Here is a 24545-nt window from a genome sequence, read left to right on the forward strand (position 1 = left end):
GCTTATACCGACTTGCTGACGGTGATTCCCAGACGGGTGAGGGCAAGTTTCAGGGCGTCGGCCAGGTTGGCTTTGGTGACTACGCCTTGCAGGTCCAGGCCAAGGTGCACGATCGTCTGGGCGATTTGTGGACGCACGCCGCTGATGATGCAATCGGCACCCATCAGGCGAATGGCGGTCACGGTTTTCAGCAAATGTTGAGCCACGAGGGTGTCGACAGTCGGCACGCCAGTGATGTCGATGATGGCGATTTCCGAACCGGTATCGACGATCCGTTGCAGCAAGGACTCCATGACCACTTGGGTACGTTGCGAATCGAGGGTGCCGATCATCGGCAGCGCCAGCACGCCGTCCCAGAGCTTGACCACAGGGGTCGAGAGTTCCAGCAGTTCTTCCTGTTGGCGCTTGATCACCGCTTCACGCGATTTCTGGAAGGTGCGGATGGTGTGCATGCCCAACGCGTCGACCAATTCGGAAACCTCCCAGAGTTGCTCGGCGAGCATGGCTGGATTGGCTTCGTAGTGGCGTTGCAACAGACCGAACATCGGGCCTTTGAGCGAGAAAATGAAGCTGGCGGTCTGGTGTGAATCCTGGCCTGACAAGGCGCGGCTGTGGGAGAGCTTTTCGAGGAATTGACGAATGTCATCCCAGCCCGGCGCGTTGACGTTCGGGCCATTGCCGTTTTCCAGGCCGGCGATCAGCAGTTGCAGGAATTCCGATGTCTGCTGTTTAAGGTCGTGTTCTTTCAAGTTGCGGGTAGCGCCAGTGGCTTCCTGACTGGTCATCCAGTCGCCAACCAGTTGTGCCTGGTTGCTTTTCATCGCATCGAGAGTGCCGATATGCAGTGCTGCCATGTGTCTGAGCTCCTGAAAAAATTCTGTGCCGATTCCCCGAAAAAACACCGGCGTGAATCAGTGACAATTGGCATTCGCAATAGTTTGTCATGCGCGAGGATTATTTAATCGCCGCGACAGTCGCCCGTAACTCTAGTCGTTACACACGCGCGGCGATTCTATGACGATTACCTGCTCTGGCGCTGTTTTATTGGATGGAACCCCTGACTCCGTGTGGCTTCGAACTTTCAGGCCCTCGGTGTTTCGAGGTGCGGGCTTGCCTATATGAGCGAGGTACGTATGAAAGACGAATCGACACAACGACAGGATCAATCGGGTGCACCGATCGATCGCAATGACCCGGCGATTGATCCGCAAACACCGGGCGAAGACGCGGCAGGTGCTCAACGTCAACACTCATCCACCGGTTCTGCGCAAAGCGCTGATGCGGTGGTCGATCAGAAAAACCGCAACACCGACAACGACAATGAGTTCAGCCCGGGTTTCAAACCGAACCCCGACCGGCCAAAGCCCAGCGATGAAACCGACGCCGACATCGACACCGACGGCGGCTAGTTCAATCAACCATGAAGAAGGCCGCCTCCATCGATGCGGCCTTCTTTTTGGGTGTGTTTATTTGTTGGGGTGAGCGGCCTGGAGTTTTTTCGCCATCGCCAGATGTTTTTCCAGCGCCGGCAACATTTTTTGCGCGAACGCTTTGAGTTCTGTGGCGCCCTTGACCTTATCGTCGGTCACGGTGTTGGCTTCTTTTTTGAAGCGTTCGATGGTTTCTTCGTGTGCCTTCACCTGGTTGGTGGCGTAGGCGGCGTCGAACGACTCATCGCGCAAATCGAGAATTTTTTCCTTGGCTTGCTTCACCAGCGTGGTGTCGTCGGGCACCTTGATGTCGTGCTTCTTCGCCAGCGCCGTCAATTCTTCATTGGCCTTGGTGTGATCGGTGATCATCATGTTGGCGAATGCCTTGACGTCGGCCGATGAGCTTTTTTCCAGGGCCAGTTTGCTGGTCTCGACTTCTGCGATGCCACCGGCAGCGGCGTCATCGACGAAGTCATTGGAAGTCGCGGCTAAGGCAACGCCCATGCTGGAGCTCAAGGCTACGGCCAGGGCGAGGTGGCGCAGGGTAAGTCCGTCCATTGGTTATTCTCCACACAGTTTTGAAGGCGATCCGGGTGATCGTTATTCAATGGAGGTCGGCGCTTGGAGAAAGGTTTTATCGCGTTTGCGACAGGACGACGAACGGACACCGCTGGTCTGATAGACGGTCGACAGAACAGGGTATCCGAGGCCATTCTGATAGTTGGTAAACGCAATAAATCGCGTTTGCTGCCGATCAATAACGGAGGTGTTCCATGCCGGTGCCACACGACCTTTATCAGGACCTGAAAATTTCAAAGGAAGATATCCAGCAAAAACGCTCCAAGGATCCAGTACTGGATTCGCTGATCAACAAGTATTCGCAAGCGGACGCCGAGGTGGTCAAGGCTGAGACCGCAAAATCAGATGCGCCCAGCGATGACGTATTGAAAAAGCTCAAGGAGGCGCGTGTGCTGGTCAAGGACAAGATCGTCAAACAACTCCAGTCTTCTTCCTGACCCTCCACGTCAAGCCACCGACGACCGGTGACCGAAAAATTGGAACGGGGGTAAATACCGGCACCTCGAAAGATCAGAGTCCGACCTTTTTCGACTCCCTGCGAGGTGCCAAATGCCCGATCCAAAATTCCCCAGTGAAGAGCAGGGTGGATACGACCCGATTCCCACCCGTCCCGAGCCTCTCAGCCCCGGCCGTACAGCGGTCAACCCTGAAGACGAGCCTGGCATCGACGAACTGCCGAACAACGAAGGCATGCGCCCGTTGAATGAGGACGACTCCACGGCGATGGACCCTGAACGGGTGCTGGAAGAAACGGACAATGCCGTGCGCGATAACGAAAGTGATCCGCGGTAGTCGAGTCTGTACAAATCCCTTGTGGGAGCGGGCTTGCTCGCGAAAGCGGTGTATCAGTCCAGGCAGATATCGACTGGTACACCGCTTTCGCGAGCAAGCCCGCTCTCACAGTTTGATTGGGGGTTATTTCTGTAGGGCGGTACTCAGCGGCAACCGGACCATGTTGTTGGCCTTCAACGACCCCAGATACAGCCAGTCCCCGTACTCACGCACCGTGGTAATCGGCGAGTAATTGCCGTCGCTCGCATCCTGCAAGTTGGCAATCACCTTGCCATCCAGGTCCAGTCCCAGCGCGAACCCGCGTTTTTCCACCGGTTTGGGCAGCAGCATCAACGCCCGCACGATCAATTTGCGCACAAAGGGGTGTGGCGCCGTGGCGTCGAGCAGCGCATTGCGCGGAGCATAGAGCGCCACCCAGAACCGGTCGCGACCATTGAATGCGAGGTTGTCCGGCAGCCCCGGCAAATTGTCGATGAACAGGTCGTGGGTGCCGGCCTTCGGTCCGCTCAGCCAATAACGGCTGATGCGATAGGCGCCGGTTTCGTTGACCAGTACAAAGCTCTCATCAGGCCCCAGGGTCACGCCGTTGGCAAACTCCAGTTTATCGAGCAGCACCGTGGTTTTTCCGGACTGAAAGTCATAGCGCAACAACCGACCGTCCCCGCCATGCTCGATGATCGCCTCGCCATCCTTGCCCAAGCCCCAACGACTGGAAGCGTCGCTGAAATAGGCGTAATGCCCCGATTTATCGATGACCACGTCGTCGGTAAAGCCGAAGGGTACGCCGCCAGCCTCGGTGGTCAACGCTGACAATCGGCCATGAGCATCCAGCGACAGCAAGCCTTTGACACCATCGGCAATCACCAATAGCCCACTGGGGTGCCGCGCCATGCCCAAGGGCCGGCCGCCGGTAACGGCCAGAATCTGGGTGTTCTTGCCGTCGAGGCTGGTACGAATCACGCGTCCGTTGTGCAGGCCGGTGATCAGCACGTTTTCCTCCAGCAACAGCGCCTCTGGCCCTTCAATGCCCGTGGGGCCGATACGCTGCACGCCTTTTAGACGTTGATTGTCGGCATACACGCCGACGGTGAGAGAGGGGGCCGGTGCGGGAGTCCAGGCTACCGGCCGGACTTTGGTCGGAAATAACAGTAAAAAGACGCCAAGGGCAATGATCAATAACAGCAGTAGATTGCGAAACCTTAAGGCTCTTCTCACGCGGTGGCTCCTGCCTGGGTCAAGTGTTTTTGCGCCATTTCCCGCAACGCCAGCATCGACGCCGAGGATTCGCGCTCGATGCGCCGCTTGAGCAGCATTCGATTGGCGATACGCATTGCCAGGCCGGCGAACTGGTAGTCCAGTGTACGGATAAAGCGAGTGTGATCGCCATCAGCCTCGCACTCGTACGTCACCACCAGCGACAGCCCGTGATCGCCCCGCGCCCAGGCGCTCCAGCGCCGGCCGGGCAGGTATTCGTTGACCTCCCAACTCAAGTGGCCGTCACGCCCGCCAGCGCGGATGTCTTCTTCGAACCGCGCGCCGGCATGCAACGGGCCACTTTTCCCCTCGACCTTGAGGGAGGACGGATGCCACTCTGGCCAACGGGTCACGGTGCTGGCGTAGGCGAGCACATCCATTGGATTGCCGGCGATAGCGATCTGGTGCTGCATGCGGGTCATAGCCGTTCTCGTCAGTGGCTGGGTGTCGTGCTCCGGCTCCCAATACAGGGTGCCAAACAGGTAATCCATCAGCGGAAACACGATATTGAAATTGCGTTCCTGCATCAGCTCGCGTCGGTGATGCAGTTCATGCAGGCGACGCATCTGGCGAATCCACGGCAGCCGTGTGAGCGGGTTGCTCGGTGGCAGGTGCTCGCAGGCATGAAACACCTCATAGGTCAGGTAGCCGAGCACCATACAGCCCGCCGACAATCCGGCGACGTTGCTATCAAAGCGCCCCATCAGCCACCAGAGGGGCAGGGTGATGACGACGGTGTGCAGCACGATCAGCCAGGCAGGAAACAGAATCACCCGCCAGTCACGGGCGCTGTCGTAGGTCATGTGGCCGGGGGCAAAAAAACTGTGGTGATCGCCTGCATGACGAGCATAGAACATCCGCGCGAAGCTCTTTTTGTGATGCCCCAGATGTCGATGCACCACGTACACGCCGAAGTTGAAGAACAGCAGCGTCAGCGGCACCGCCAGCCATTCCAGCGGCTGGACCTGATGCACGGTGCTCCAGAATCCGCCGATGGCCAGTAACCCGAACAGCAACACGAAAGCGCCGTGCAGCCAAGGGTTGTAGCGCGGATGGATGGCGGCCCGATAGCGGTCACGGAATGCCTGGGTGGTTTGCCTCACTGCGCTCACCTGTGGTTATTGTTATAACCGCAGATTAGCTGATCTGCCCGTCAAGGCTGGAACAACCTCAAGGACACAAGCGCCATGATCCGGTGTGTCAGGTCAGCGGATTCCAGCGCTGGGACCAGTCGTCATCGGTCTTGATGACTTCGCGCAGCAAATCGAAGGCCCGTTGCAGGGTCGCCGAGTCGCGATCACGGGAATAGACCAGGTAGGTCGGGTAGCTGAATTCGGGCGCCTTGGGCACAGGTTCCAGCACGCCGCTTTCCAGGTAACTCTGGACCACGCGCGTGCGAAAGTAGCCGCTGCCGCCATTTTCCAGAATGTACTGCAGGGCCAGGGGGCCGAGGTTGAAGGTCAAGGCAGCCTTGGCTTTTTCGGGCAGGGCGGCATCGTGCTGGCGGCGGAAGTCCGGTCCCCAGTCGATATACACGTATGGATCGGGGCGCCCGGCGAGGCGTACCAGGATGAGCTTTTCTTCGAGGACCTGTTCGACTTGCAGGCGCGGCCAGTACTCGGGCTGATAGACCAGCGCTGCGTCCAGCACTCCCAGTTCCAGTTGTCGCAGCAGGTTTTCGCCATCGCGGATTTCCATGCGCAGGGCGTGGCTGGGAATCTTCTCGCGCAGTTCGCCGGCCCAGCTGAGCATCAGCGGGTTGCACAAGCTGACTTCGCCGCCGATGTGCAGCACGTCGCGGTAGCCTTCTGGCAACGGCAGATCCCGCCGCGCGGCTTCCCAGGTCTGGACCAGTTGGTTGGCGTACACGACAAAAGCTTCGCCATTGGGCGTCAGGCGCGCGCCGGCGCGGTTGCGCACAAACAGTGTGCTGCCGAGCTGGCTTTCGAGTTTCTGCACGCGCGCGGTGATCGCGGTCTGGGTGACGTGGAGTTTTTCAGCCGCGGCGGCGAGGCTGCCGTGGCGGACGATTTCCAGAAAGGTGCGCGCGAGATCGATGTCCATGGGGGGGCCGGTGCGGGAAGTGTGGGGATTGTAAACGGATCCTGCGAATCTCGTTTATATAGCTGCTGCCGAGTCGCCTGTGGGAGTTGGTGTAATTTCGTTCATGGGGTTGGGGGGTATATCCGTTTCTGCGGTCACGGCGGCTATTGGTTCCGCCCTGACGGCGGGTTACTTGGAAGAGCGCCAAGTAACCAAGCGCCTGCGCCCCTGACGTACGGTGCCTCGCTGTGGCTCGGCATTCCCTCACTCCGGTCCTGCTCCGTGGGCCCGCCGCCATCGGCCATCCATGGCCGGGGGCGGCTAACCCGGCATCCATGCCGGGTTGCCCACTGCGCAGAACCTGCGTTCGGCCTTCCGACGGGGCAGATCAAGATCAAAATCAAAAGCGGAAGGCGAGCTAACGCTCGACCTGATGAGTGGTGAGAAGCAAAAGCTGCGCGCCGATCTGCTTTAGGTGGGAGTGAGCCTGCTCGCGATGTTGTTTGCTGTTGCTGTTGCTGTTGATCGTTCCCACGCTCCGCGTGGGAATGCCGCCGGGGACGCTCTGCGTTCCGCTGTCGACACCAGGCTTGAGTCTTGCGCAAGGGTGACGCGGAGCGTCACGGGATGCATTCCCACGCAGAGCATGGGAACGATCAGTAACCACTACGCGCAAGCGTTGAGCAAACAGGTCGGCCCGTAGGCCGCCTCGCTTGGCTTTGGCACTGCACGCCCCCTCGAGAGGCCGAGCGCAGGTTCTGCGCAGTGGGCAACCCGGCAAGGATGCCGGGTTAGCCGCCCCCGGCCATGGATGGCCGATGGCGGCGGGCCCACGGAGCAGGACCGGAGCGAGGGCATGCCGAGCCTTAGCGAGGCACCGAACGTCAGGGGCAAAAGCGCTTGGTTACTTGGCGCTTCTCCAAGTGACCCGCCGTCAGGGCGGAACCCTAAGCCGCCGTTACCGCAAAAACGGATATGTACCCAACCCCAACTCCAAAACTTTCTCAAGCGAACAGGCATCAAGGTGTCAGCAAAGTCCCTATTCAAAACGCAAAACACGAACAACCAAACGCCCCCCAAAACCCTTGAAAGTCACTGACCGGCGCCGAAGACAACCGCGCCCGCTCATGACTGTGCGCATGCACCGCACAAGCCCCCGCGCACTGATGAGCCTGCGAGGTCAATGGCGCCATGGGTTTCCAGTGCCCCGGCACAGTAGCGACGGGCGACCACTCGGGCACCACAGGAATCGGCGGCGGCCCTAGTTTTTCGAACTCATGGCTACCATAGACAATCCTGCCATCGACAATGGTCAACACCGACTCGATCCATTTGATCGCCTCATCCTCGATGTGAAAGTAATCCGCCGACAGTGCAATCAAATCAGCCAGTTGCCCAACCTTGATCTGACCTTTCTTGCCCTGTTCGGAAGAAAACCAGGCACTGCCGTGGGTATAGAGCTCCAGCGCCGTGTCGCGGCTCAAGCCTTGCGGATACAGCTCCAGACCACCGACGGTTCGGCCGCTGACCAGCCAATACAACGAAGTCCAGGGGTTGTAGCTGGACACGCGCGTAGCGTCGGTGCCGGCGCCCACCGGAATGCCTTCGGCCAGCATGCGCGCGATCGGTGGCGTGTGTTCGGCGGCTTTGGCGCCATAGCGGTCGACAAAGTACTCACCCTGAAACGCCATGCGATCCTGGATCGCAATGCCGCCACCCAGGGCTTTGACCCGCTCGATATTCTGCGGGGTGATGGTTTCGGCGTGGTCGAAAAACCACGGCAAACCATCGAATGGAATGTCGCGATTGACCTTCTCGAACACGTCGAGCATACGGCTGATGGATTGGTTGTACGTAGCATGCAGGCGAAACGGCCAGCGATGTTCCACCAGATGGCGGACTACCGGCTCCAGTTCCTGCTCCATGGTTTGCGGCAAGTCCGGGCGCGGTTCGAGGAAGTCTTCGAAGTCCGCCGCCGAAAAAACCAGCATTTCCCCGGCGCCGTTGTGCCGCAGGAAGTCGTCGCCTTGGCCGTATTGGGACGTGCTGGTCCAATTCTTGAAATCGGTCAGCTCTTCTTTCGGCTTCTGCGTGAACAGGTTATAGGCGATGCGCACGGTCAGTTGTTGGTCTTTGGCCAGTTGCTGGATGACCTGATAGTCGTCCGGGTAATTCTGGTAACCACCGCCGGCGTCGATGGCGCTGGTGACGCCCAGGCGATTGAGTTCACGCATGAACTGGCGAGTGGAATTGACTTGATATTCCAGAGGCAGCTTCGGTCCCTTGGCCAGCGTCGAGTACAGAATCATCGCGTTCGGGCGGGCGATCAGCATGCCTGTGGGGTCGCCGTTGGCATCCCGCTGGATTTCCCCGCCCGGCGGGTTTGGCGTGTCGCGGGTGTAGCCGACCACTTTCAGCGCCGCGCGGTTGAGCAGGGCGCGGTCGTAGAGGTGCAGCACGAACACCGGTGTGTCGGGCGCTGCCTTGTTCAGTTCATCAAGGGTTGGCAGGCGTTTTTCGGCGAACTGGAATTCACTCCAGCCACCGACCACGCGCACCCATTGCGGGGTTGGCGTGCGATCCGCCTGGTCCTTGAGCATGCGCAAGGCGTCGACCAGTGACGGCACGCCTTCCCAACGCAGTTCGAGGTTGTAATTGAGGCCGCCGCGGATCAGGTGCAGGTGCGAGTCGTTGAGGCCGGGAATCACCGTGCGGCCGTGCAGGTCGATGATTTTCGTGGCGGGGCCTTGCAGCGCCATGGCTTGAGCGTCGCTGCCGACCACCACGAAGCGCCCGTCCTTGATGGCAACGGCACTGGCTTGGGGTTTCTTGCGGTCGACGGTGTGCAGGCGTCCGTTGTACAGAATGAGGTCGGCGGGGGTGTCGGGCATGGTTTTACTCCCAGCGCTTTGCGGACTGATCCAGGTTTCGATGGTCGCTGCCGAAAGGCCTTGCAATACACGTCGGTGATTGAAGCCGTTGTGGACGTCAGGTGGGCTCATGGCGGCGCGCTCCGTCAATTGATCGGGGGCAAATGGCCGATGCCTGGCGCAAGCGGCCAGAAGGAATATAGACCGCAAATCCACGGGCGGCCGTTTCCAGAGGGTAAAAACGACGAATCCCGCCTCGGGGGGCGGGATTCGTTTGCAGCAAGAGGTGCTCCCGAAGGTCGGGAGCCGCCGTCTTAGCTTGGGAACAGCTCGGACAGTTTCATGGCCAGCATCATGTCGCCTTCAGCGCGCAGTTTGCCGCCCATGAACGCCTGCATGCCATCGGTCGAACCGTCAACGATGCCTTCCAGGGTTTCGCCGTCCATGACCAGCGTGACCTGGGCGTCAGGGTTTTCGCCTTCTTGCAGCTCGCAGGTGCTGTTTTTGACGATCAGCGAGAAGTTCTTGGTGTCGTCGATGCGGAAACCGAATACCAGGTCCAGACCGGCAGCAGCGGCTGGGTTGAACTTGGCTTTCATTGCTTGTACGGCATCAGCTACGGAGGTCATGGTTTGATCCTTTCTTGGGTAATAAGAGCAGAGTAATTACAGCCGGTGATTACAGCCAGGGTCACAATAGTCCGGACTCAACGAAACGTAATGAGTTCCGGGGCCTTCAGCAGCTGCAAGTGCGCATGACTGTTGAAGGAAGCCAGAGCCACCTCGCGTCCCCGAAACTTCAGGAGGTTGAGCGAGGTGTTGACGATTTGCCAGTTCAGCTCAAACGCCTGCCTTGCAGGCATTTGGGTAATCAGATGGAGCAGGGCAGTGATGGTGCCGCCGGAGGTGAACACGGCGATTTTCTGGGTGGGGTCGGCGTTTTCGAGGAGGCGGTGAAGACCGGCCTGCACGCGCTCGACAAAGCCCAGCCAGCTTTCAAGGCCCGGAGTGTCATAAGTGCCAGCGAGCCAGCGTTCGATGATCAGGGCAAAGATGCGTTGGAATTCGCCACGGTTTTGCGCGGCGTTGCGCAGGATGTCCAGTGCATGCGGCTCGTCCTGCAGCATGGCCGGCAGCAACGCGCGGATCACTGCGTCGGCATCGAATTCGTTGAAAGCGCTGTCGATTTCCAGGGGCGGCACCGGCAGGCCCACGGCAGTGAACTGTTCCAGCGCGCTGTTGGCCGTGTGCTGCTGGCGGCGCAGGTCGCCCGACAGGCAGCGATCAAAGCAGACACCGAGTTCGGCGAGGTGCTGGCCCAGGACTTCTGCCTGACGGATACCGGTCGGCGACAGGACGTCATAGTCGTCTGCACCAAAGGAGGCCTGGCCATGTCGAATCAAATAGATACTGCCCACGTCCGCGTCATCCCGGTACGTTGAAGGTTTGGCGAGGTTATGAGGATGGCGGTGAGCTGTCAATGAAAAAACATACGCTTGTTTGAAATGCCCGTTACAGGCTTGTTGCCAGAGGTTTCCCGACTGGTCGTCGACGCAGCGCATGGGTATGCTGGAGTCATCCCGCGCGTGTTTCAATCCGCGCTTTGTATTGAAGGAGTCACTGTGGAGTTTTTGTCCGAGTACGCCAGTTTTCTGGCCAAGACCGTGACACTGGTGATCGCCATTCTGGTGGTCCTGGCCAGTATCGCGGCGCTGCGCAGCAAAGGTCGGCGCAAGGCGTCCGGCCAGTTGCAAGTCAGCAAATTGAATGATTTCTACAAAGGCCTGCGCGAACGCCTGGAGCAAACCTTGCTCGACAAGGACCAGCTCAAGGCCCTGCGCAAGTCCCAGGCTAAATCCGAGAAAAAGCAAAAGAAGGCGTCCGAGACCAAACCCCGGGTGTTCGTGCTGGATTTCGATGGCGACATCAAGGCATCGGCCACTGAAAGCCTGCGTCACGAGATTACCGCGTTGCTGACACTGGCCACGCCCAGGGATGAAGTCGTGCTGCGCCTGGAAAGCGGTGGCGGCATGGTTCACAGCTACGGCCTGGCGTCCTCGCAACTGGCGCGCATTCGCGATGCCGGCGTGCCGCTGACCGTTTGTATCGACAAGGTTGCGGCCAGTGGCGGCTACATGATGGCCTGCATCGGCGAGAAGATCATCAGTGCGCCGTTCGCGATCCTCGGTTCGATCGGGGTGGTGGCTCAGTTGCCGAACGTCAACCGCTTGCTGAAAAAGCACGACATCGATTTCGAAGTCCTGACCGCCGGCGAATACAAACGCACCCTGACCGTGTTTGGCGAAAACACCGAGAAAGGCCGCGAGAAGTTTCAGGAAGACCTGGACATCACCCATCAGTTGTTCAAGAACTTCGTCTCGCGTTATCGCCCGCAACTGGCCATCGACGAGGTCGCCACCGGCGAGATCTGGCTAGGCATCGCAGCGCTGGACAAACAGCTGGTCGACGAACTCAAGACCAGCGACGAATACCTGGCTGAACGGGCGAAGAAGTCCGAGCTGTACCACTTGCATTACGCCGAACGCAAAAGCCTGCAAGAGCGCATCGGCATGGCGGCCAGTATTTCGGTTGATCGCGTATTGCTGAGCTGGTGGAGCCGGTTGACTCAGCAACGCTTCTGGTAAGTATTCTTTAAAAAGCGAGCCCTTTCATTGCCTGGCGATGGAGGGGCTTTTTTTTGTGGCGGTATATAGGTACCACCTGAAAAAAAAGCGGCTCGATAGGCTGGTGGCTCTAGTCAGTTACGAGTGATCAGCCATGTCTCTTCAGCCCACCCATCAACCCATTCCTGCCTTGACGCCAGAGCAACAGAGCCTTTTTTTTGATCTGGTTAAAAGTAATACCCCCGCCTGGCTTCTGGCTGCATCAGGCCCATTGCGAGCTGAGCTGTATGAAAGCCTCAATGCCAGCCATCGCTCACGCGGTGAGGTGGCAAGCCTCCTTAAAACCCTTCAATCCCCTGAAGATTTCTGTACCCCGTTACTGGCCAAAGCCATGACCGACAAGCTGGGCGCGCCGCTGGAAGTGGCAGGTGTGGTCTTTCAGCACGTACGGTCAACCTCAAGCCTGCTGGGCCTTCGTCGAAAACTGGTGTTGCCGATTGACCGGGATTTACTGTCCGCTGCCTGTGAAAATTTTGAACTCAACGAAACGTTGCCGGGCAACTACAACGACACTTCGTTGCTATACATTCCTGAAAAAATCACCGGGCATGCGGCTAAAACACTGTCGATAAAGCCCCATGAGTTTGCCGGATTGTGCCGGACACTGGATTTAGGAAAGCAATACCAGACTCATCTCAAGAACCTGATTGAACCGGTATCCGAGCGTCACCCACTACGCGACAAATACATTGCACATGCCCGTAACAGTTTTGAAGTCAGCAGGCATGCGGCGTTGATGCAGAAACATATCAGTGCGCAAGTTCATCAAGCGTTGAAGGCGGTGACGAGCCGGCAACCTGTGAGGCTGGGTAATAACACGCTGGGATATCAGGCATTGAAGCTGTTTGGTATGACGCTCAATGGCGCGATGTTCATCGGCCCCGTCAAAGAGCATGACGATGACGATAACCGGTGTGTCGTGTATCTGCCGGGTGACCCGCTGCATCCGCTGAAAGAATTCGCATCGTTCACCGATTTCGAAGTGGAATTGAGTCGGCGATTGCGACACGACGATTATCGTCGATGGTTCATGCGCTACATCAAGCTTGCCGAGCGTTCGGCTTTCCTGAAAAACCTTGATGAAAAGTTACTGTCGTCAAACACCTCGCCGCTTCCTCGTCATACGGTGTATGTGTCGTTATCCGGTGACGACATTGTAGGCGATATCTTCCAGCAGACTTTTCGTCAGTATTCGGACCAGGTCATGGCGAATGCCAGAATTCTGGTTGTACCAACGGATGATGAAGACGAAAAGTCCCGTCTCGACAGGCTTCAGACCTATACGTCCATCGGCATCAACCTGGTGCTGTTTGGCGCGTCTTTTTTGCCTGTTGTAGGCGAGGTTCTGTTGGCGGTGACCGCCGTACAACTGCTGTCGCAGGTGTATGAAGGTATTGCCAGCTGGTCGAGGGGCGAGCTGGAGGAGGCCACGGATTACCTGTTCGATACCGTCGAGAACCTGATTTTGATGGCGGCATTTGCGACAGGTACGGCCGCTGCCGCAAGTGCGTACAAAACCATCCGGGCGTCCCTGTTTATCGAGGGGCTGAGAAAGGTCACGTGCGCTGACTCGCAAAGCCGCTTGTGGAAGCCTGATCTGTCGCCTTATCACCAGCGTCGGACGTTGCCGCAAGGGTCAGCGCCTGATACCAGAGGGCTGCATTGGGCTGACGGGCAAGCATATCTTCCGATCGACGCGGCAGTTTATGCGGTGCGGCCCAAAACCGGAACGGATCTGTGGGAGGTGCTTGCGCCACAGGGTGCCGGGGAGACCTACAACCCCGTGCTTGAAACCAACGATGTCGGGGCCTGGCGCCACGACTCGGAGTTGCTACAGGAATGGGATCGGCTGAAACTGTTTCGTCGGTTCGGTTATTCCCGTGATGACGTGCCTGATAACACGGCTGCGCAGATTATTGCCGTCTGCGGGATCGAAGACGCGGTGATGCGCCAGGCTCACATTTCCCGAAGCCATCCACCGGCGTTGCTGGTCGATACGGTGCATCGGTTTCGGGCAGACGCGGCGGTCACGCGTTTTATCGAGCAGATGAAGGAACCCTCGACAGCTTCCTTGGCCGACCCAGACCTGCAATTGCATCTGCTGACAACCTCTGAAAGGTGGCCGGGCGGCGCCGCCATCAAGGTTGTCAATGCTTTGGGTGGGCGCGTCAGTTTCCATGGTGCAACGAACGCGCAGGCCGGGGAAACCCTCAGCCTCAATCAGGACACGCTGGATAAAGGGCTGTTGCATGCCTCGCTATTGTCAGCCTTGAGCAGTGGTCGGCGTGAGCACCTGTTGAACACGAAAACCACGGATGCGGCCGCTCAGGGCAAGGCCCTGACAACGATCATTGCCGAACAGGCCGAACGCGACAGGCCTGGGCTGTTTACGCGGATCTATCAACGCACCGAAGCCCCGAACAATGCCCGTGTTGCCGTATTGATGAAAAGGTTTGACGGTTTGCCTGCGGCTGTCGCCGACGAGTTGGTCAGGCATGCCGAATCGGGGGAAGGGGACGAACTCGATGATGACAAAATCCCCCTGAGGCTGGCGGAGGAGGCCAGTCGTTTTGTGCAGCAGGTGCGTGTCAGCCGGGCATACGAAGGGTTGTATCTCAGTGCCGCGGGAGGTTCCTATACGGACCGTTTGGTACTCGACACCCTTGAGCAACTGCCAGGCTGGACCGGCGATGTGCGGGTTCAGATAGGGGAGTCGTCAGGTCACCACAACACATCGACCAGCATCGGAATGGCGAACGCTGCGGAGAAAGTACAAGTCAACGTTCACGCCGATCGATACAGCGTGTTTGTCGACACCACAACCCCCTCGAGCACCTTTTCCCAGCGAACACGCGATCATTATTTTCAGGCCCTTTGGCATGGTCTCTCGGCGAGGCGCAAGACCTTGCTGGGCGTACATGCGGACGATGCCGGGGCTGCGTTGCGAGAGAAAATCACGGAGCGTGCCCTGCAGCGACGACCGGCTGTAGCGCAACTCATGGATGACCAGCCATCGCGGCCGGGCTACACCTCGCCCATGAGGTTGGCAGACAGGCCATTGGCGACACCTTCGACGGGGCACTCCAACAGCCTCGCGATCACCAACAGCCATGACGTGCTGATGCGTCGTGCGCGGGAGCTATATCCATTGCATTCTCCCAGGCAAATCCACGCCCTGCTTAACGCTACGGGGACGAACGTGATTTTGTCGCTGAAGAAGCTGGAGGCAATGAGGCTGGAGTTCATGGCAATCAGGGAAGACCTGAGTCGCTGGGTGAACCGTCAGACCTGGCATCAGGCACCCGACGGACCAAGGCTGGAGGTGCCGCAACTCAGCAAGGCCAGCGCGGCTCAGGCGATCATTCGCAGCTGGCGCAAGGAACCCGAGGTCATTCAATCAGACGAGCACCTTCTTGGCACACTCACGTTTTCCGCGCAGCCTTTGGGAGAGTTACCGGTCATTATCGGAGATTTCAGCCATATAGGCAGGCTGGTGATGGACGGCGTGGGTGCCAGCGCAGGGTTGAACCACTTTCTGAAAAATTTCGATAATCTTCGAACCCTGTCTCTGCGAGGCAACCACCTGACAAGGTTGCCGCAGGCATTGACCACCCTGTCCCGATTGGTTGATCTGGACCTGAGCAACAACCTGATTCAGCTGACCCCCGCCTCGCAGTCTCAGTTGGCCGAAATGACCGGTTTGCAATCGATGAACCTGGCTTTCAATCCGAGCCTGACTCGGGCTCCCGATGTCAGCCGGATGCAGCACCTGGAAAGGTTGAGCCTGCAGGGCGCGGGGATAAATCAATGGCCTGCGGGCGCGGTGGATCTGCCAAGGTTGCGTGAGCTTGATTTGCGTGACAATCGAATCGATACACTTCCAGATGAGGTGCTCAAGGGCAATCCATTGCCTAACAAGGGAACCAATCTTCATGGCAACCCGTTATCACCCGACACCATCAAGGGGATCTCTTCTTATCAGCAAAGAACCGGCGTCAGTCTTGGCATCATCGCCTCAGAGTATCGTCGGCTAAACGCGCGTTCTGCTACTGACGCAAATCAGGTCGCACCTTGGCTGGCCGGGCTCGACGTCGCCAAGGCTCAGAACCGGCGGGGGTTGTGGGAGTCTTTGCAGGCTTGTCCGGATTCGAGGGATTTTTTCAATGTGATCGCGCGATTGTCCGACATCGCCGATTACAAACAACTGTATTCCGACTTCAGTCAGCGAATCTGGAACGTTCTGGAGGCCGCGGGCGAAGATGATCGCTTGCGACGTGCATTGTTTCGGCTGGCTCGTCTCGGGCGGGTCAGCGCCGATGGCTATTCGGCCTCATTCAGTGAGATGGAAGTGCTGGTGTTGTGCTACCGGGCCAATACCGCCGCCACCACCGGAGCTGCGTCTCTGGAACAGCAATTCATCGTGCTGCTCAGGGGCTTGTTCCGCCTGCAGGAGGTCGAGCGCTTTGCGTTGGCTGACATCAACACCCGTAGCGGTTCCCAACAAAAAAGCTACGAGCATGCATTGGAGATCAGTCTGGCCTATCGTGTCGGGCTGTCAGAGCGCCTAGGCTTGCCATCCCAACCACGGACCATGACATCGCCCTGGAATGTCGAGGTCACGCCCGCGATGCTGGGACGGGTATATCAGGCGGTCCTGATGACCGAACGCAGCAGTGCATTGCTGGAGTGGATCATCGGTCAAAGGTTTTGGGTGGAGTATCTGGAGTCGGCCCATCAAGACCAGTTCTTCGCTATCTCGGATCGGTCAGCGCAGGCGTTTGCCCAACTCGAGGGACAGTTCGAACTCACCCGCGAAGTCGCCAGCGAACGAATGAACGCCCTCGTCGACAACTTCAAGAATGAACGTCGGGATTTACTCAGGCAGCTGACTGCCGCGGCACTGGCGCGCCATCGCGCACCTGAAGTTCCGAGTACCAGTTCGAGCTCGGGAGTGTCCCGATGAACGAATATTCTCACGATGATGTCGCCGGGCCGGTTCCGTCACCAGTGCCAAAAATGCACGAAAAACTGAAAACGCTGGTGGACATCGCGCTGCCGCAAACCCCCGGCCAGTTTGGCGAGCATTTGATCAAGGAAAAATGGGGGCAGGGCATTGACCCACAGACCGCGATTCTGGTCACGCTCGATTACAGCTATAAAGGCCATCCTGCACAGGACGGTGTCGAGCAGGGGCGGGTGGCGAGCAGTCGTTCGTTGCTTCAAACGCTGCTGTCCAACTACCAGACAGTTGGCGACGGGCGCTTTGCGGAAACCGCGTTTGGTCTGTACACGCCGCCGGATGTCGGGCCAACGGTGCGGATAATCGATAACGTCGACGAATTCGCCGATCACGGCAGCGGCAACCACCACACGTATGAAGGCATTTATCGGCAAACCTCACCGCAAACGTATGGACCGCTGACGCAGATTGCCCTGAGACCCGCGGACTTCAAGAAGTGGGTCTGGGAATTGGATCTGAAGGGCTTGTACAAAACGTATCTCGATCAGGCGTGGCCGTCCGATCACGTGCTCCTTGCACCCAGTCCCTACGCCTTGAGAACGTCGGTCAAAGCAGCGTTTGTCATGGCGGCCTGGTTGCAGTTGCAGGAGCAGCGCCTGACTAAAAAGGGCCTGGAACTTGCGATGCAGGTCGCTGGCCTGCCAGCCGATCAATCCTGGGAAACCTTGACTATCGAGCAGTTGCAAACACCCGCTCGCATGCCTTCAACGGTCAGGTGCGGCTTGCTGAAACTGTACCGCTACACCGCGACGGATATCTGGGCCTGGCGTGATACTTCCAGTCCTCGCGTGCTGCTGTACATCCCCGGTAATTCTTCCCCATTGCACGAATTCGCCGATGCCACGCAATTGCAGCAATGGGTGGTCGCGCAGGGCCGGTCCATCGCGACAAAAGAGGCGTTGGCCGCGCATTTCGCTGAAGACGATCGCGAGGACGGTACCTTCCACGCTGGCGTACTGACGGCGTTGGACGGCATGACGCTTTATCCTGCCAAGCACCGGCTGAACTCCAACGCCGGCTTCTTCAACGACGATGGCTACTGGGACCCTGCCGAGTACATCGGCTTTGACGATCCGCTGCTCGCCACCGATTCCTTCGCCCGATTGGTGTTGACGATGAAGCAAGCTGCAATGGCAGGCATCAAGACCATTCGCGACGATGCGCAGGTCAGCCGGGATCAGTTGAGCGCCGTGGTCGAACCGGTGGTGCAATGGATCAACCGCTTTGGCCCGCTCGCCGTGTTCTTCCCCGGAGGCGAGGGTTTGCTGGCGCTGGCCGGGCTGATTGACGCCGGTTATGGCATGAATCAGGCGGTCAACGGCAAAACGTCCAGCCAGCGCTCCGAAGGCCTGACGCGCACGGTGTTTGGCTTGCTGAACGCGTTGCCGATGATCGGTGGCGCGTCGGTACTCAAGGGTGAAGCCGCGCAAGCCGAGCACGTGGCGGAGCCCGGCCCGGAGCCCGAGGTTAATCCGCAAGCGGTGGAGGTGCGGACGGCACCGACCGTTGCGCCGATGCCCGGTCCTGCGCTCAACCGGATTGCGCTTCTGCGCGGAGTCGGTCCCTCCGTGGCTTCCTTCAGCGATGAAGTGCTGGCGCAGATCGGCACCGTCAGCGCGGTGGACGACGACATGCTGCGGCTGATACAGGCGGGCCGAGCGCCGACTCCGTTATTGGCGGACACGATCAGTCGCTTCAAGATCGATCAGGACCTTGGTCCGGCTGGGGACCTTACGCTCTTCAACCAGCATTACCAGGCGCTTCAGCACTCGGAGCATGCATGGGTTCAACTGTTTCAACGCGAATATCCTGGTTTGCCCAAAAGCGCCATCGAGCAAATGCTCGAGCGCTCTGGCGTCGACCTCCAGGCGTTGCCCGACGCTACCGAGACCAGCCAGGTGCTTGCGCGCCTGGACAGCAAGGCGCGGCAATACCAGCAACATGTAAGGCTCAATCGAGCCTATGAAGGTCTGTTCCTGCGCTCGATGGTTAACCCCGAGTCGGACGCACTGGCCTTGCACTCGCTTGCCCGGCAGCAAGGTTGGCCCAGGCACATTCGCATCGATGTGCTGGATCAGACTGCAGTCGGTCGGGTACTGGACCGCAGCGGTCCACTCGACGCGAGCGATGTCCGGCGCCTGATCAAGGAGGAACAGGGTTACCGGCATCAGGACCGGCAAACGGATTTCTATACAGCGCTTGTGGGCCTGCTATCAGACGACGAGCGTTTAGCGCTGCACCTCGATTCAGTTGATCCGGCAGGTCAGTTGCGGCTGAACATCGGCCGTCAGGCGTTACCTCGTCCCGAGTTGATGCTCGGGCTTCAGCGAATGGATGCCGGTTTGCCTTTCGAGGCTTCGGGGCTCAGAGGCGGCGGTTTTCCGGGCACGCCGCAGGCCGAAGCGCTGACGCATCAGATGATGAGATTGCAGCTCAAAGACATCTATCCGGATTTCACCGATGCCCAAGCCGATGCATTGCTGCGGCGCGAAGGCGCAGCGGCACAGGCGCACATCGATGGACTCAAGCAACAATTGCAGCAACTCAACACAGACCTCTTCGGCTGGATTGATCAGGTGACGGATGACATCCGTGACATGGGGGTTCCCCAGCTGACCGCCGGCGATCCCGAGGCGGCAGGGCTCAACGCTGTGCAGCTCCAGGCCCATAACGTCCAACTGATGCTGACAGAGATGCATTATGAGCGAGTCACCCGCCAGGAACTGGCCGAGGAGCTGGTCGCCATCTGGCAACAGCGTTGGCCCCGACAGGACATTCTCCTGGCCGGCGAACACGTGCGCGGCGACAGGCTTGATCTCGACTTCGAGGATTACCACCGCTTACCCGTATTGAATGTGCGGCTCAACACGGTTCTGGAATTATCGATGCGCGGATTCCACGTGACAGAAGAGGATAGCCTGAATGGCTTTCTTGAGAGCTTTCCCAACCTTGAAACCCTGAACCTGGAAAGTGTCGATCTGAGTCACTTCAGCGCCGACGGCGAGGCTGGACGCGCCCTGCCTCATGCGATCAGCCAGATGCGTCAATTGACGACGCTGAATCTGCGTTCGACCAACCTGACGTTCAGTCAGCGCGGTGCTTCGCAGCTCACGGAGCTGACGCGCCTGCACACGCTGGACTTGAGCAACAACCCGCTGGAGGTCCCGCCGCTGCTGCTGGGGATGAATGACTTGCGCCAGCTCAATTTGAGCAATACGCAGATCACCACATGCCCGGTCGGGATCATGGAACAGCCCTACATGACGTCCCTGGACTTGCGTAATAACCGTATCACCCGTGTCCCACAGACGGTGCTCAACCAGGCCATCGCCAGGGACCGTGTCAGGCTGCAAGGCAATCCGTTGACGGATGAGGACACGCTGTTTCGCATCGTCGAGCATCGCCGGCGAACGGGCATCAACCTGTGGTTGAGTGAGGCTCACGCCGACGATGGCAATGGTATCGAGTGGTTGCGTGAAGGCGATGAGACGCTGCGGGAGACGCGGCGATTGATCTGGCAGCGGTTGGCAACCAGGCCAATGGGGATTCGGTTCTTGCGGGTCATGGATGGCATGGCCCTGACGGCCGACTTTCGGGTCGACTACCTGACCTTGCAGGCGAGGGTGTGGCGGCTGCTCGGCGATGCCGACGCCTCAGAGGTTCTGTGGACTCGACTGGTGCAGGACGTGGAAGCGGCGCAGGTTGATGATGACAACCCTTTCACGCTGTTTACAGAGCTTGAGGCACAGGCTGTGTTTTATCGGAACTGGCAGGCCATGGGGCGACCGTTTCCGATCGGCTCATAGTAAGGGGAGCCTTGAACCCCGAAAGGGGTTCAAGGTTTGACGATCAGCGGCGACGGAACAGCGGCAGCGGTTCGTCAGTGGCGGCCTGATAGGTCACCGAGAAGTCCTTGAGACCTTCGAGGGCTTCATACGGGTCTTTATCGGCACGAATGGCAAACGCGTCGAAGCCGCAACGGTGCATGTAGAACAGCTGGTCGCGCAGCACGTCGCCAATTGCCCGCAGTTCGCCTTTGAAACCATAACGGTCACGCAGCAGGCGGGCGTTGGAGTAGTTGCGGCCATCGGTGAAGGCCGGAAAATTCAAGGCGATGACCTGGAAATTCGCCACGTCTTCACCGATTTCTTCCGCTTCTTCGTCGGCATCCAGCCACACACCCAGGCCGCCATCGCGAGCCTTGAGCATACGGCCGTGTTCGCGCCACAGGCTCAGCGGGACGATCAGGTCGTCGCAGTTGCTGATCTCGTCGATGTTGAAGTCCTTGGGCAACAGGTGCCAGGTTTCGTCGACGACCTCGTTGTTTTTAATTATTCGCTGCATAGACGCGCTCCTTGAAGAGGTCGATGCCAATACGCTGATAGGTGTCGATGAAACGCTCGTCTTCGGTACGTTGTTCGATGTACACGTCGATCAGTTTCTCGATCACGTCAGGCATGGCTTCCTGGGCGAAAGACGGGCCGAGGATCTTGCCCAGGCTGGCGTCGCGACTTGCGCTGCCGCCCAGGGAGACCTGGTAGAACTCTTCGCCTTTCTTGTCCACCCCGAGGATGCCGATGTGGCCCACGTGGTGGTGACCGCAAGCGTTCATGCAACCGGAGATGTTCAGGTCCAGCTCGCCGATGTCGAACAGGTAGTCCAGGTCTTCGAAGCGGCGCTGGATCGATTCGGCAATCGGGATCGATTTGGCGTTGGCCAGCGAGCAGAAATCACCACCAGGGCAGCAGATGATGTCAGTCAGCAAGCCGATGTTCGGCGTGGCGAAACCTTGCTCGCGCAACTCGCCCCACATCGCGAACAGTTGGGACTGCTCGACGTCGGCCAGAATGATGTTCTGCTCGTGGGAGGTGCGCAGTTGACCGAAGCTGTAACGGTCGGCCAGGTCGGCTACCGCGTCGAGCTGCTTGTCGGTGATGTCGCCCGGTGCAACGCCGGTCGGCTTCAGGGACAGGGTCACCGCCACATAACCCGGCTTTTTGTGCGCCAGGGTGTTGCGGGTGCGCCAGCGCGCGAAGCCCGGGTGTTGCTTGTCGAGCTCGGCCAGTTCGGCGGTCTGGTTGTCCAGCGCCTTATAGTCCGGATCGACGAAGTGTTTGGCGACGCGATGCACTTCGGATTCGGTCAACGTTGTCTGGCCACCGCGAAGGTGTTCCATTTCCGCATCGACTTTTTGCGCGAAGACTTCAGGCGTCAGGGCCTTGACCAGAATCTTGATCCGCGCCTTGTACTTGTTGTCGCGACGGCCATAGCGGTTATAGACACGCAGGATGGCGTCGAGGTAACTCAACAGGTCTTGCCACGGCAGGAATTCATTGATGAACGCGCCGACCACCGGCGTACGGCCCAGGCCACCACCGACCAGCACCCGGAAGCCCAGTTCGCCAGCGGCGTTGTGCACCGGCTCAAGGCCGATGTCATGGACTTCGATGGCGGCACGGTCGGAGGTCGAACCGTTGATGGCGATCTTGAACTTGCGCGGCAGGTAGGCGAATTCCGGGTGGAACGTCGTCCACTGACGAACGATCTCGCACCATGGGCGCGGATCGATCAGCTCATCGGCAGCGACACCGGCGAACTGGTCGGTGGTGACGTTGCGCAGGCAGTTGCCGCTGGTCTGGATCGCGTGCATCTGCACGGTCGCCAGCTCGGCGAGGATGTCCGGAATGTCTTCCAGCGCCGGCCAGTTGAACTGCACGTTCTGCCGGGTACTGATGTGGGCATAGCCCTTGTCGTAGTCACGGGCAATCTTGGCCATCATTCGCGTCTGGCGCGAAGTCAGTTGGCCGTAAGGCACCGCCACTCGCAACATCGGCGCGAAGCGTTGGATATAAAGCCCGTTTTGCAGGCGCAGAGGGCGGAATTCTTCTTCACTCAGCTCGCCTGCCAGATAGCGTCGGGTCTGATCACGGAACTGCTTGACGCGGTCCTCGATGATCCGCTGATCGTACTCGTCGTATACGTACATATAAGTCCTGTTCTCAGGCTTGGGCCGGTCGGATCCAGTTGCGTTTTTCGCTTGCTGAAGTATCCGATAGTGCCTCGGCAATTCTGCGCGCACGGCCGCGCACTCCCTACGGAGCCGGGGCAAGATACCAGTTTGCAGTTATGCGCAAAAGTGATGTTTGAGTATATGTAAAGAACCAAAACGACTAACGAGAATTGTTATGGGTAAACCCGTATTTGTCGTGCGGGCAATCGTCGTCTTTACTGTGATCGAGTCTTTATGCAATCACCGATAAAACCGACAAGAGGCGATGCAATGAGCAACCCAACGAAAGCGACAAAACCCGATAGCACGGTCGATGCTTGGGCGATTCTGTTTTTGATCATTCTGGTCGTGGGCACCGCGGTATTCTGGGTCAGTCATCAATAATCGACCTCGCCCGGGCCCTGTTCCGACGATTGTCGGACAATTAGCGCAATAAACGCCGTTTTCCGGAATTTCGCTGGCTATAATGCGCGGCGCAATTTCCGGGGGCTCGGGCGATCAATGTTGAAGTTTTTCTACACCTTCCTGCTGCTGATGGGCGCGGTTTACGGCCCTGTCGCGCGTGGGGAATCGGTGTTGTTCCTCAATCCCGGAACGACTGAGGAAGCTTTCTGGATCAGCTATTCGCAATTCATGCAGGCGGCCGCCAAGGATCTGGGCATTGACCTGCGGATTCTCTATGCCCAGCGCATGCCGGAACTCACGGTGGCGCAAGCTCGCCTGGCGCTGCAGGGCCCGGATCGCCCGGACTATCTGGTTTTCGTCAACGAACAGTACGTCGCCCCGCAAATCCTGCGTCTGGCCGAAGGCAGTGGCGTGAAGCTGTTTATGGTCAACGCGTCGTTGACGGCCAATCAAATGAGCCTGCTGGGCGAGCGCGCTGATCGATTGGGCAGCCTGGTGCCGAACGACGAGGAGGGCGGTTACCTGATGCTCAAGGAGCTGATTCGCCAGCATCCGCCCGTGGCGCCCGGCCAGGTCATCGAGTTGCTGGCGTTCTCCGGCCTGAAAATCACCCCGTCATCGCAACTGCGCGAGCAAGGCATGATGCGCGCCCTGGCCGAACATCCTGAAGTGCGCTTGCGTCAACTGGTGTACGGCGGCTGGACCCGGGAACGGGCCTATGAGCAGGCGAAGTTGCTGTTGCGACGTTATCCGAAGGTGTCGCTGGTGTGGTCGGCCAATGATGAAATGGCTTTCGGCGCCATGCAGGCGTATTCGGAAACGGGCGGCGTGCCCGGCAAGGATGCATTGTTCAGCGCGATCAACACCTCGCCGGCCGCACTGCAGGCGAAGGTCGACGGGCGCCTGAGCGTTTTGCTGGGCGGGCACTTCACCTTGGGTGGCTGGGCGCTGGTGGAGTTGCACGATATGGATCAGGGCGTGGATCTGAGTCGTTACGGTGGCCGAGACCGGCGAATCCCGTTGCTGCAGATTATCGACAAGGCACAGGCCCGGCGAATGCTGGACATGGGAGCATCGCCAAACTACGGCGTGGATTTCCGCCGATTGTCCGCCAAAGGAAGGCCGTCGTCTTATCGATACCCGTTCAGCCTGCAAACCCTGATGCGCTAAACCCCGGCCAGGTGCAACACCAACTGCACGATGCCGTACAGCGTCAGCGCAAACACCGCCGTGAACAATATCCCCAAAATCACGAAATGACTGGGCTTGCCATGGGTAAAGTCCCGGGCCCGATTCTTTCCGCTCTGCACCCCGAACGCCGCGGCCATGACACTGTGCAGCATCTGCCAGAACGTTGGTGGCTTGTTGTCGACCGGGTCGTCCATAAATCCCTCGCCATGCCTGTGTGAGCTATAAGCATAGCCAAACAACCTGCCCATTTCCCCCCTATAAATATGTA

Annotated in this window: 18 protein-coding genes; 7 read left to right on the forward strand and 11 right to left on the reverse strand. The window is 58.8% G+C overall.

From position 1 onward, the window contains the following. Positions 1–2: 2 nt before the first annotated feature. The gene (locus K5K95_RS23885; protein WP_222586409.1) at positions 3–854 is read right to left on the reverse strand and encodes an STAS domain-containing protein; all 852 of its coding nucleotides are present in this window, start codon (positions 852–854) and stop codon (positions 3–5) included. Between the two features lie 264 nt (positions 855–1118). Here K5K95_RS23885 and K5K95_RS23890 point away from each other — a divergent pair, with 264 nt between their 5' ends. Then, positions 1119–1409, forward strand: coding sequence for a hypothetical protein (locus K5K95_RS23890; protein ID WP_405046062.1), 291 nt, complete (start codon positions 1119–1121; stop codon positions 1407–1409). Between the two features lie 57 nt (positions 1410–1466). Here the strand turns inward: K5K95_RS23890 and K5K95_RS23895 are convergent, their stop codons facing one another. Further along, entirely contained in the window at positions 1467–1988 is a 522-nt protein-coding gene (locus K5K95_RS23895; RefSeq protein WP_222586410.1) for a DUF4142 domain-containing protein, read from the reverse strand. A gap of 215 nt (positions 1989–2203) precedes the next feature. Between K5K95_RS23895 and K5K95_RS23900 the strand changes: the two genes are divergently transcribed. Further along, positions 2204–2446 (forward strand): DUF465 domain-containing protein, encoded by a 243-nt coding sequence (locus K5K95_RS23900; RefSeq protein WP_222586411.1) that lies wholly within the window; start codon positions 2204–2206, stop codon positions 2444–2446. 112 nt (positions 2447–2558) lie between these two features. Then, positions 2559–2801, forward strand: a complete 243-nt coding sequence (locus K5K95_RS23905) for a hypothetical protein (RefSeq protein ID WP_222586412.1) — start codon at positions 2559–2561, stop codon at positions 2799–2801. A gap of 123 nt (positions 2802–2924) precedes the next feature. Here the strand turns inward: K5K95_RS23905 and K5K95_RS23910 are convergent, their stop codons facing one another. The 6 genes from K5K95_RS23910 to K5K95_RS23935 form a co-directional block, all read right to left on the reverse strand. Beyond that, positions 2925–4016, reverse strand: a complete 1092-nt coding sequence (locus K5K95_RS23910) for an SMP-30/gluconolactonase/LRE family protein (protein ID WP_222586413.1) — start codon at positions 4014–4016, stop codon at positions 2925–2927. Beyond that, a complete protein-coding gene (locus tag K5K95_RS23915; RefSeq protein ID WP_222586414.1) occupies positions 4013–5158 on the reverse strand; it encodes a sterol desaturase/SRPBCC family protein in 1146 nt (381 codons plus the stop codon). The genes K5K95_RS23910 and K5K95_RS23915 overlap by 4 nt, the downstream gene beginning before the upstream one ends. A gap of 97 nt (positions 5159–5255) precedes the next feature. After that, positions 5256–6119, reverse strand: a complete 864-nt coding sequence (locus K5K95_RS23920) for a LysR family transcriptional regulator (protein WP_222586415.1) — start codon at positions 6117–6119, stop codon at positions 5256–5258. Between the two features lie 1022 nt (positions 6120–7141). Continuing rightward, complete coding sequence (locus K5K95_RS23925) at positions 7142–8989, reverse strand: amidohydrolase (RefSeq protein WP_222590406.1); 1848 nt, start codon at positions 8987–8989, stop codon at positions 7142–7144. A 293-nt stretch (positions 8990–9282) separates the two neighbouring features. Next, on the reverse strand, positions 9283–9597 hold the full coding sequence (locus tag K5K95_RS23930; RefSeq protein WP_007976511.1) for an SCP2 sterol-binding domain-containing protein: 315 nt from the start codon (positions 9595–9597) through the stop codon (positions 9283–9285). Positions 9598–9674: 77 nt separating this feature from the next. After that, positions 9675–10385, reverse strand: a complete 711-nt coding sequence (locus K5K95_RS23935; protein ID WP_222586416.1) for a histidine phosphatase family protein — start codon at positions 10383–10385, stop codon at positions 9675–9677. 204 nt (positions 10386–10589) lie between these two features. On the opposite strand from K5K95_RS23935, the gene sohB reads away from it, so the two are divergent. The 3 genes from sohB (at position 10590) to K5K95_RS23950 (ending at position 20477) form a co-directional block, all read left to right on the forward strand. Beyond that, complete coding sequence (sohB, locus tag K5K95_RS23940; RefSeq protein WP_222586417.1) at positions 10590–11612, forward strand: protease SohB; 1023 nt, start codon at positions 10590–10592, stop codon at positions 11610–11612. Positions 11613–11745: 133 nt separating this feature from the next. Further along, complete coding sequence (locus K5K95_RS23945; protein WP_222586418.1) at positions 11746–16614, forward strand: NEL-type E3 ubiquitin ligase domain-containing protein; 4869 nt, start codon at positions 11746–11748, stop codon at positions 16612–16614. Then, positions 16611–20477, forward strand: a complete 3867-nt coding sequence (locus K5K95_RS23950; protein WP_222586419.1) for a dermonecrotic toxin domain-containing protein — start codon at positions 16611–16613, stop codon at positions 20475–20477. The genes K5K95_RS23945 and K5K95_RS23950 overlap by 4 nt, the downstream gene beginning before the upstream one ends. Before the next feature lie 43 nt (positions 20478–20520). On the opposite strand, the gene K5K95_RS23955 is transcribed toward K5K95_RS23950, so the two are convergent. After that, entirely contained in the window at positions 20521–21015 is a 495-nt protein-coding gene (locus tag K5K95_RS23955; RefSeq protein WP_090183422.1) for a DUF934 domain-containing protein, read from the reverse strand. After that, a complete protein-coding gene (locus tag K5K95_RS23960) occupies positions 20999–22657 on the reverse strand; it encodes a nitrite/sulfite reductase (protein WP_090183424.1) in 1659 nt (552 codons plus the stop codon). Before K5K95_RS23960 ends, K5K95_RS23955 begins: the two co-directional genes overlap by 17 nt. Before the next feature lie 525 nt (positions 22658–23182). On the opposite strand from K5K95_RS23960, the gene K5K95_RS23965 reads away from it, so the two are divergent. After that, a complete protein-coding gene (locus tag K5K95_RS23965; protein ID WP_222586420.1) occupies positions 23183–24256 on the forward strand; it encodes an ABC transporter substrate-binding protein in 1074 nt (357 codons plus the stop codon). On the opposite strand, the gene K5K95_RS23970 is transcribed toward K5K95_RS23965, so the two are convergent. Continuing rightward, positions 24253–24471 carry a DUF2970 domain-containing protein gene (locus tag K5K95_RS23970; protein WP_222586421.1) on the reverse strand — a complete coding sequence of 73 codons (219 nt, stop codon included), beginning with the start codon at positions 24469–24471 and terminating at the stop codon, positions 24253–24255. The two genes, K5K95_RS23965 and K5K95_RS23970, sit on opposite strands and share 4 nt — an antisense overlap. Positions 24472–24545 lie beyond the last annotated feature (74 nt).

The sequence above is a fragment of the Pseudomonas sp. DR48 genome (assembly GCF_019823085.1).
Taxonomy (GTDB): Bacteria; Pseudomonadota; Gammaproteobacteria; order Pseudomonadales; family Pseudomonadaceae; genus Aquipseudomonas.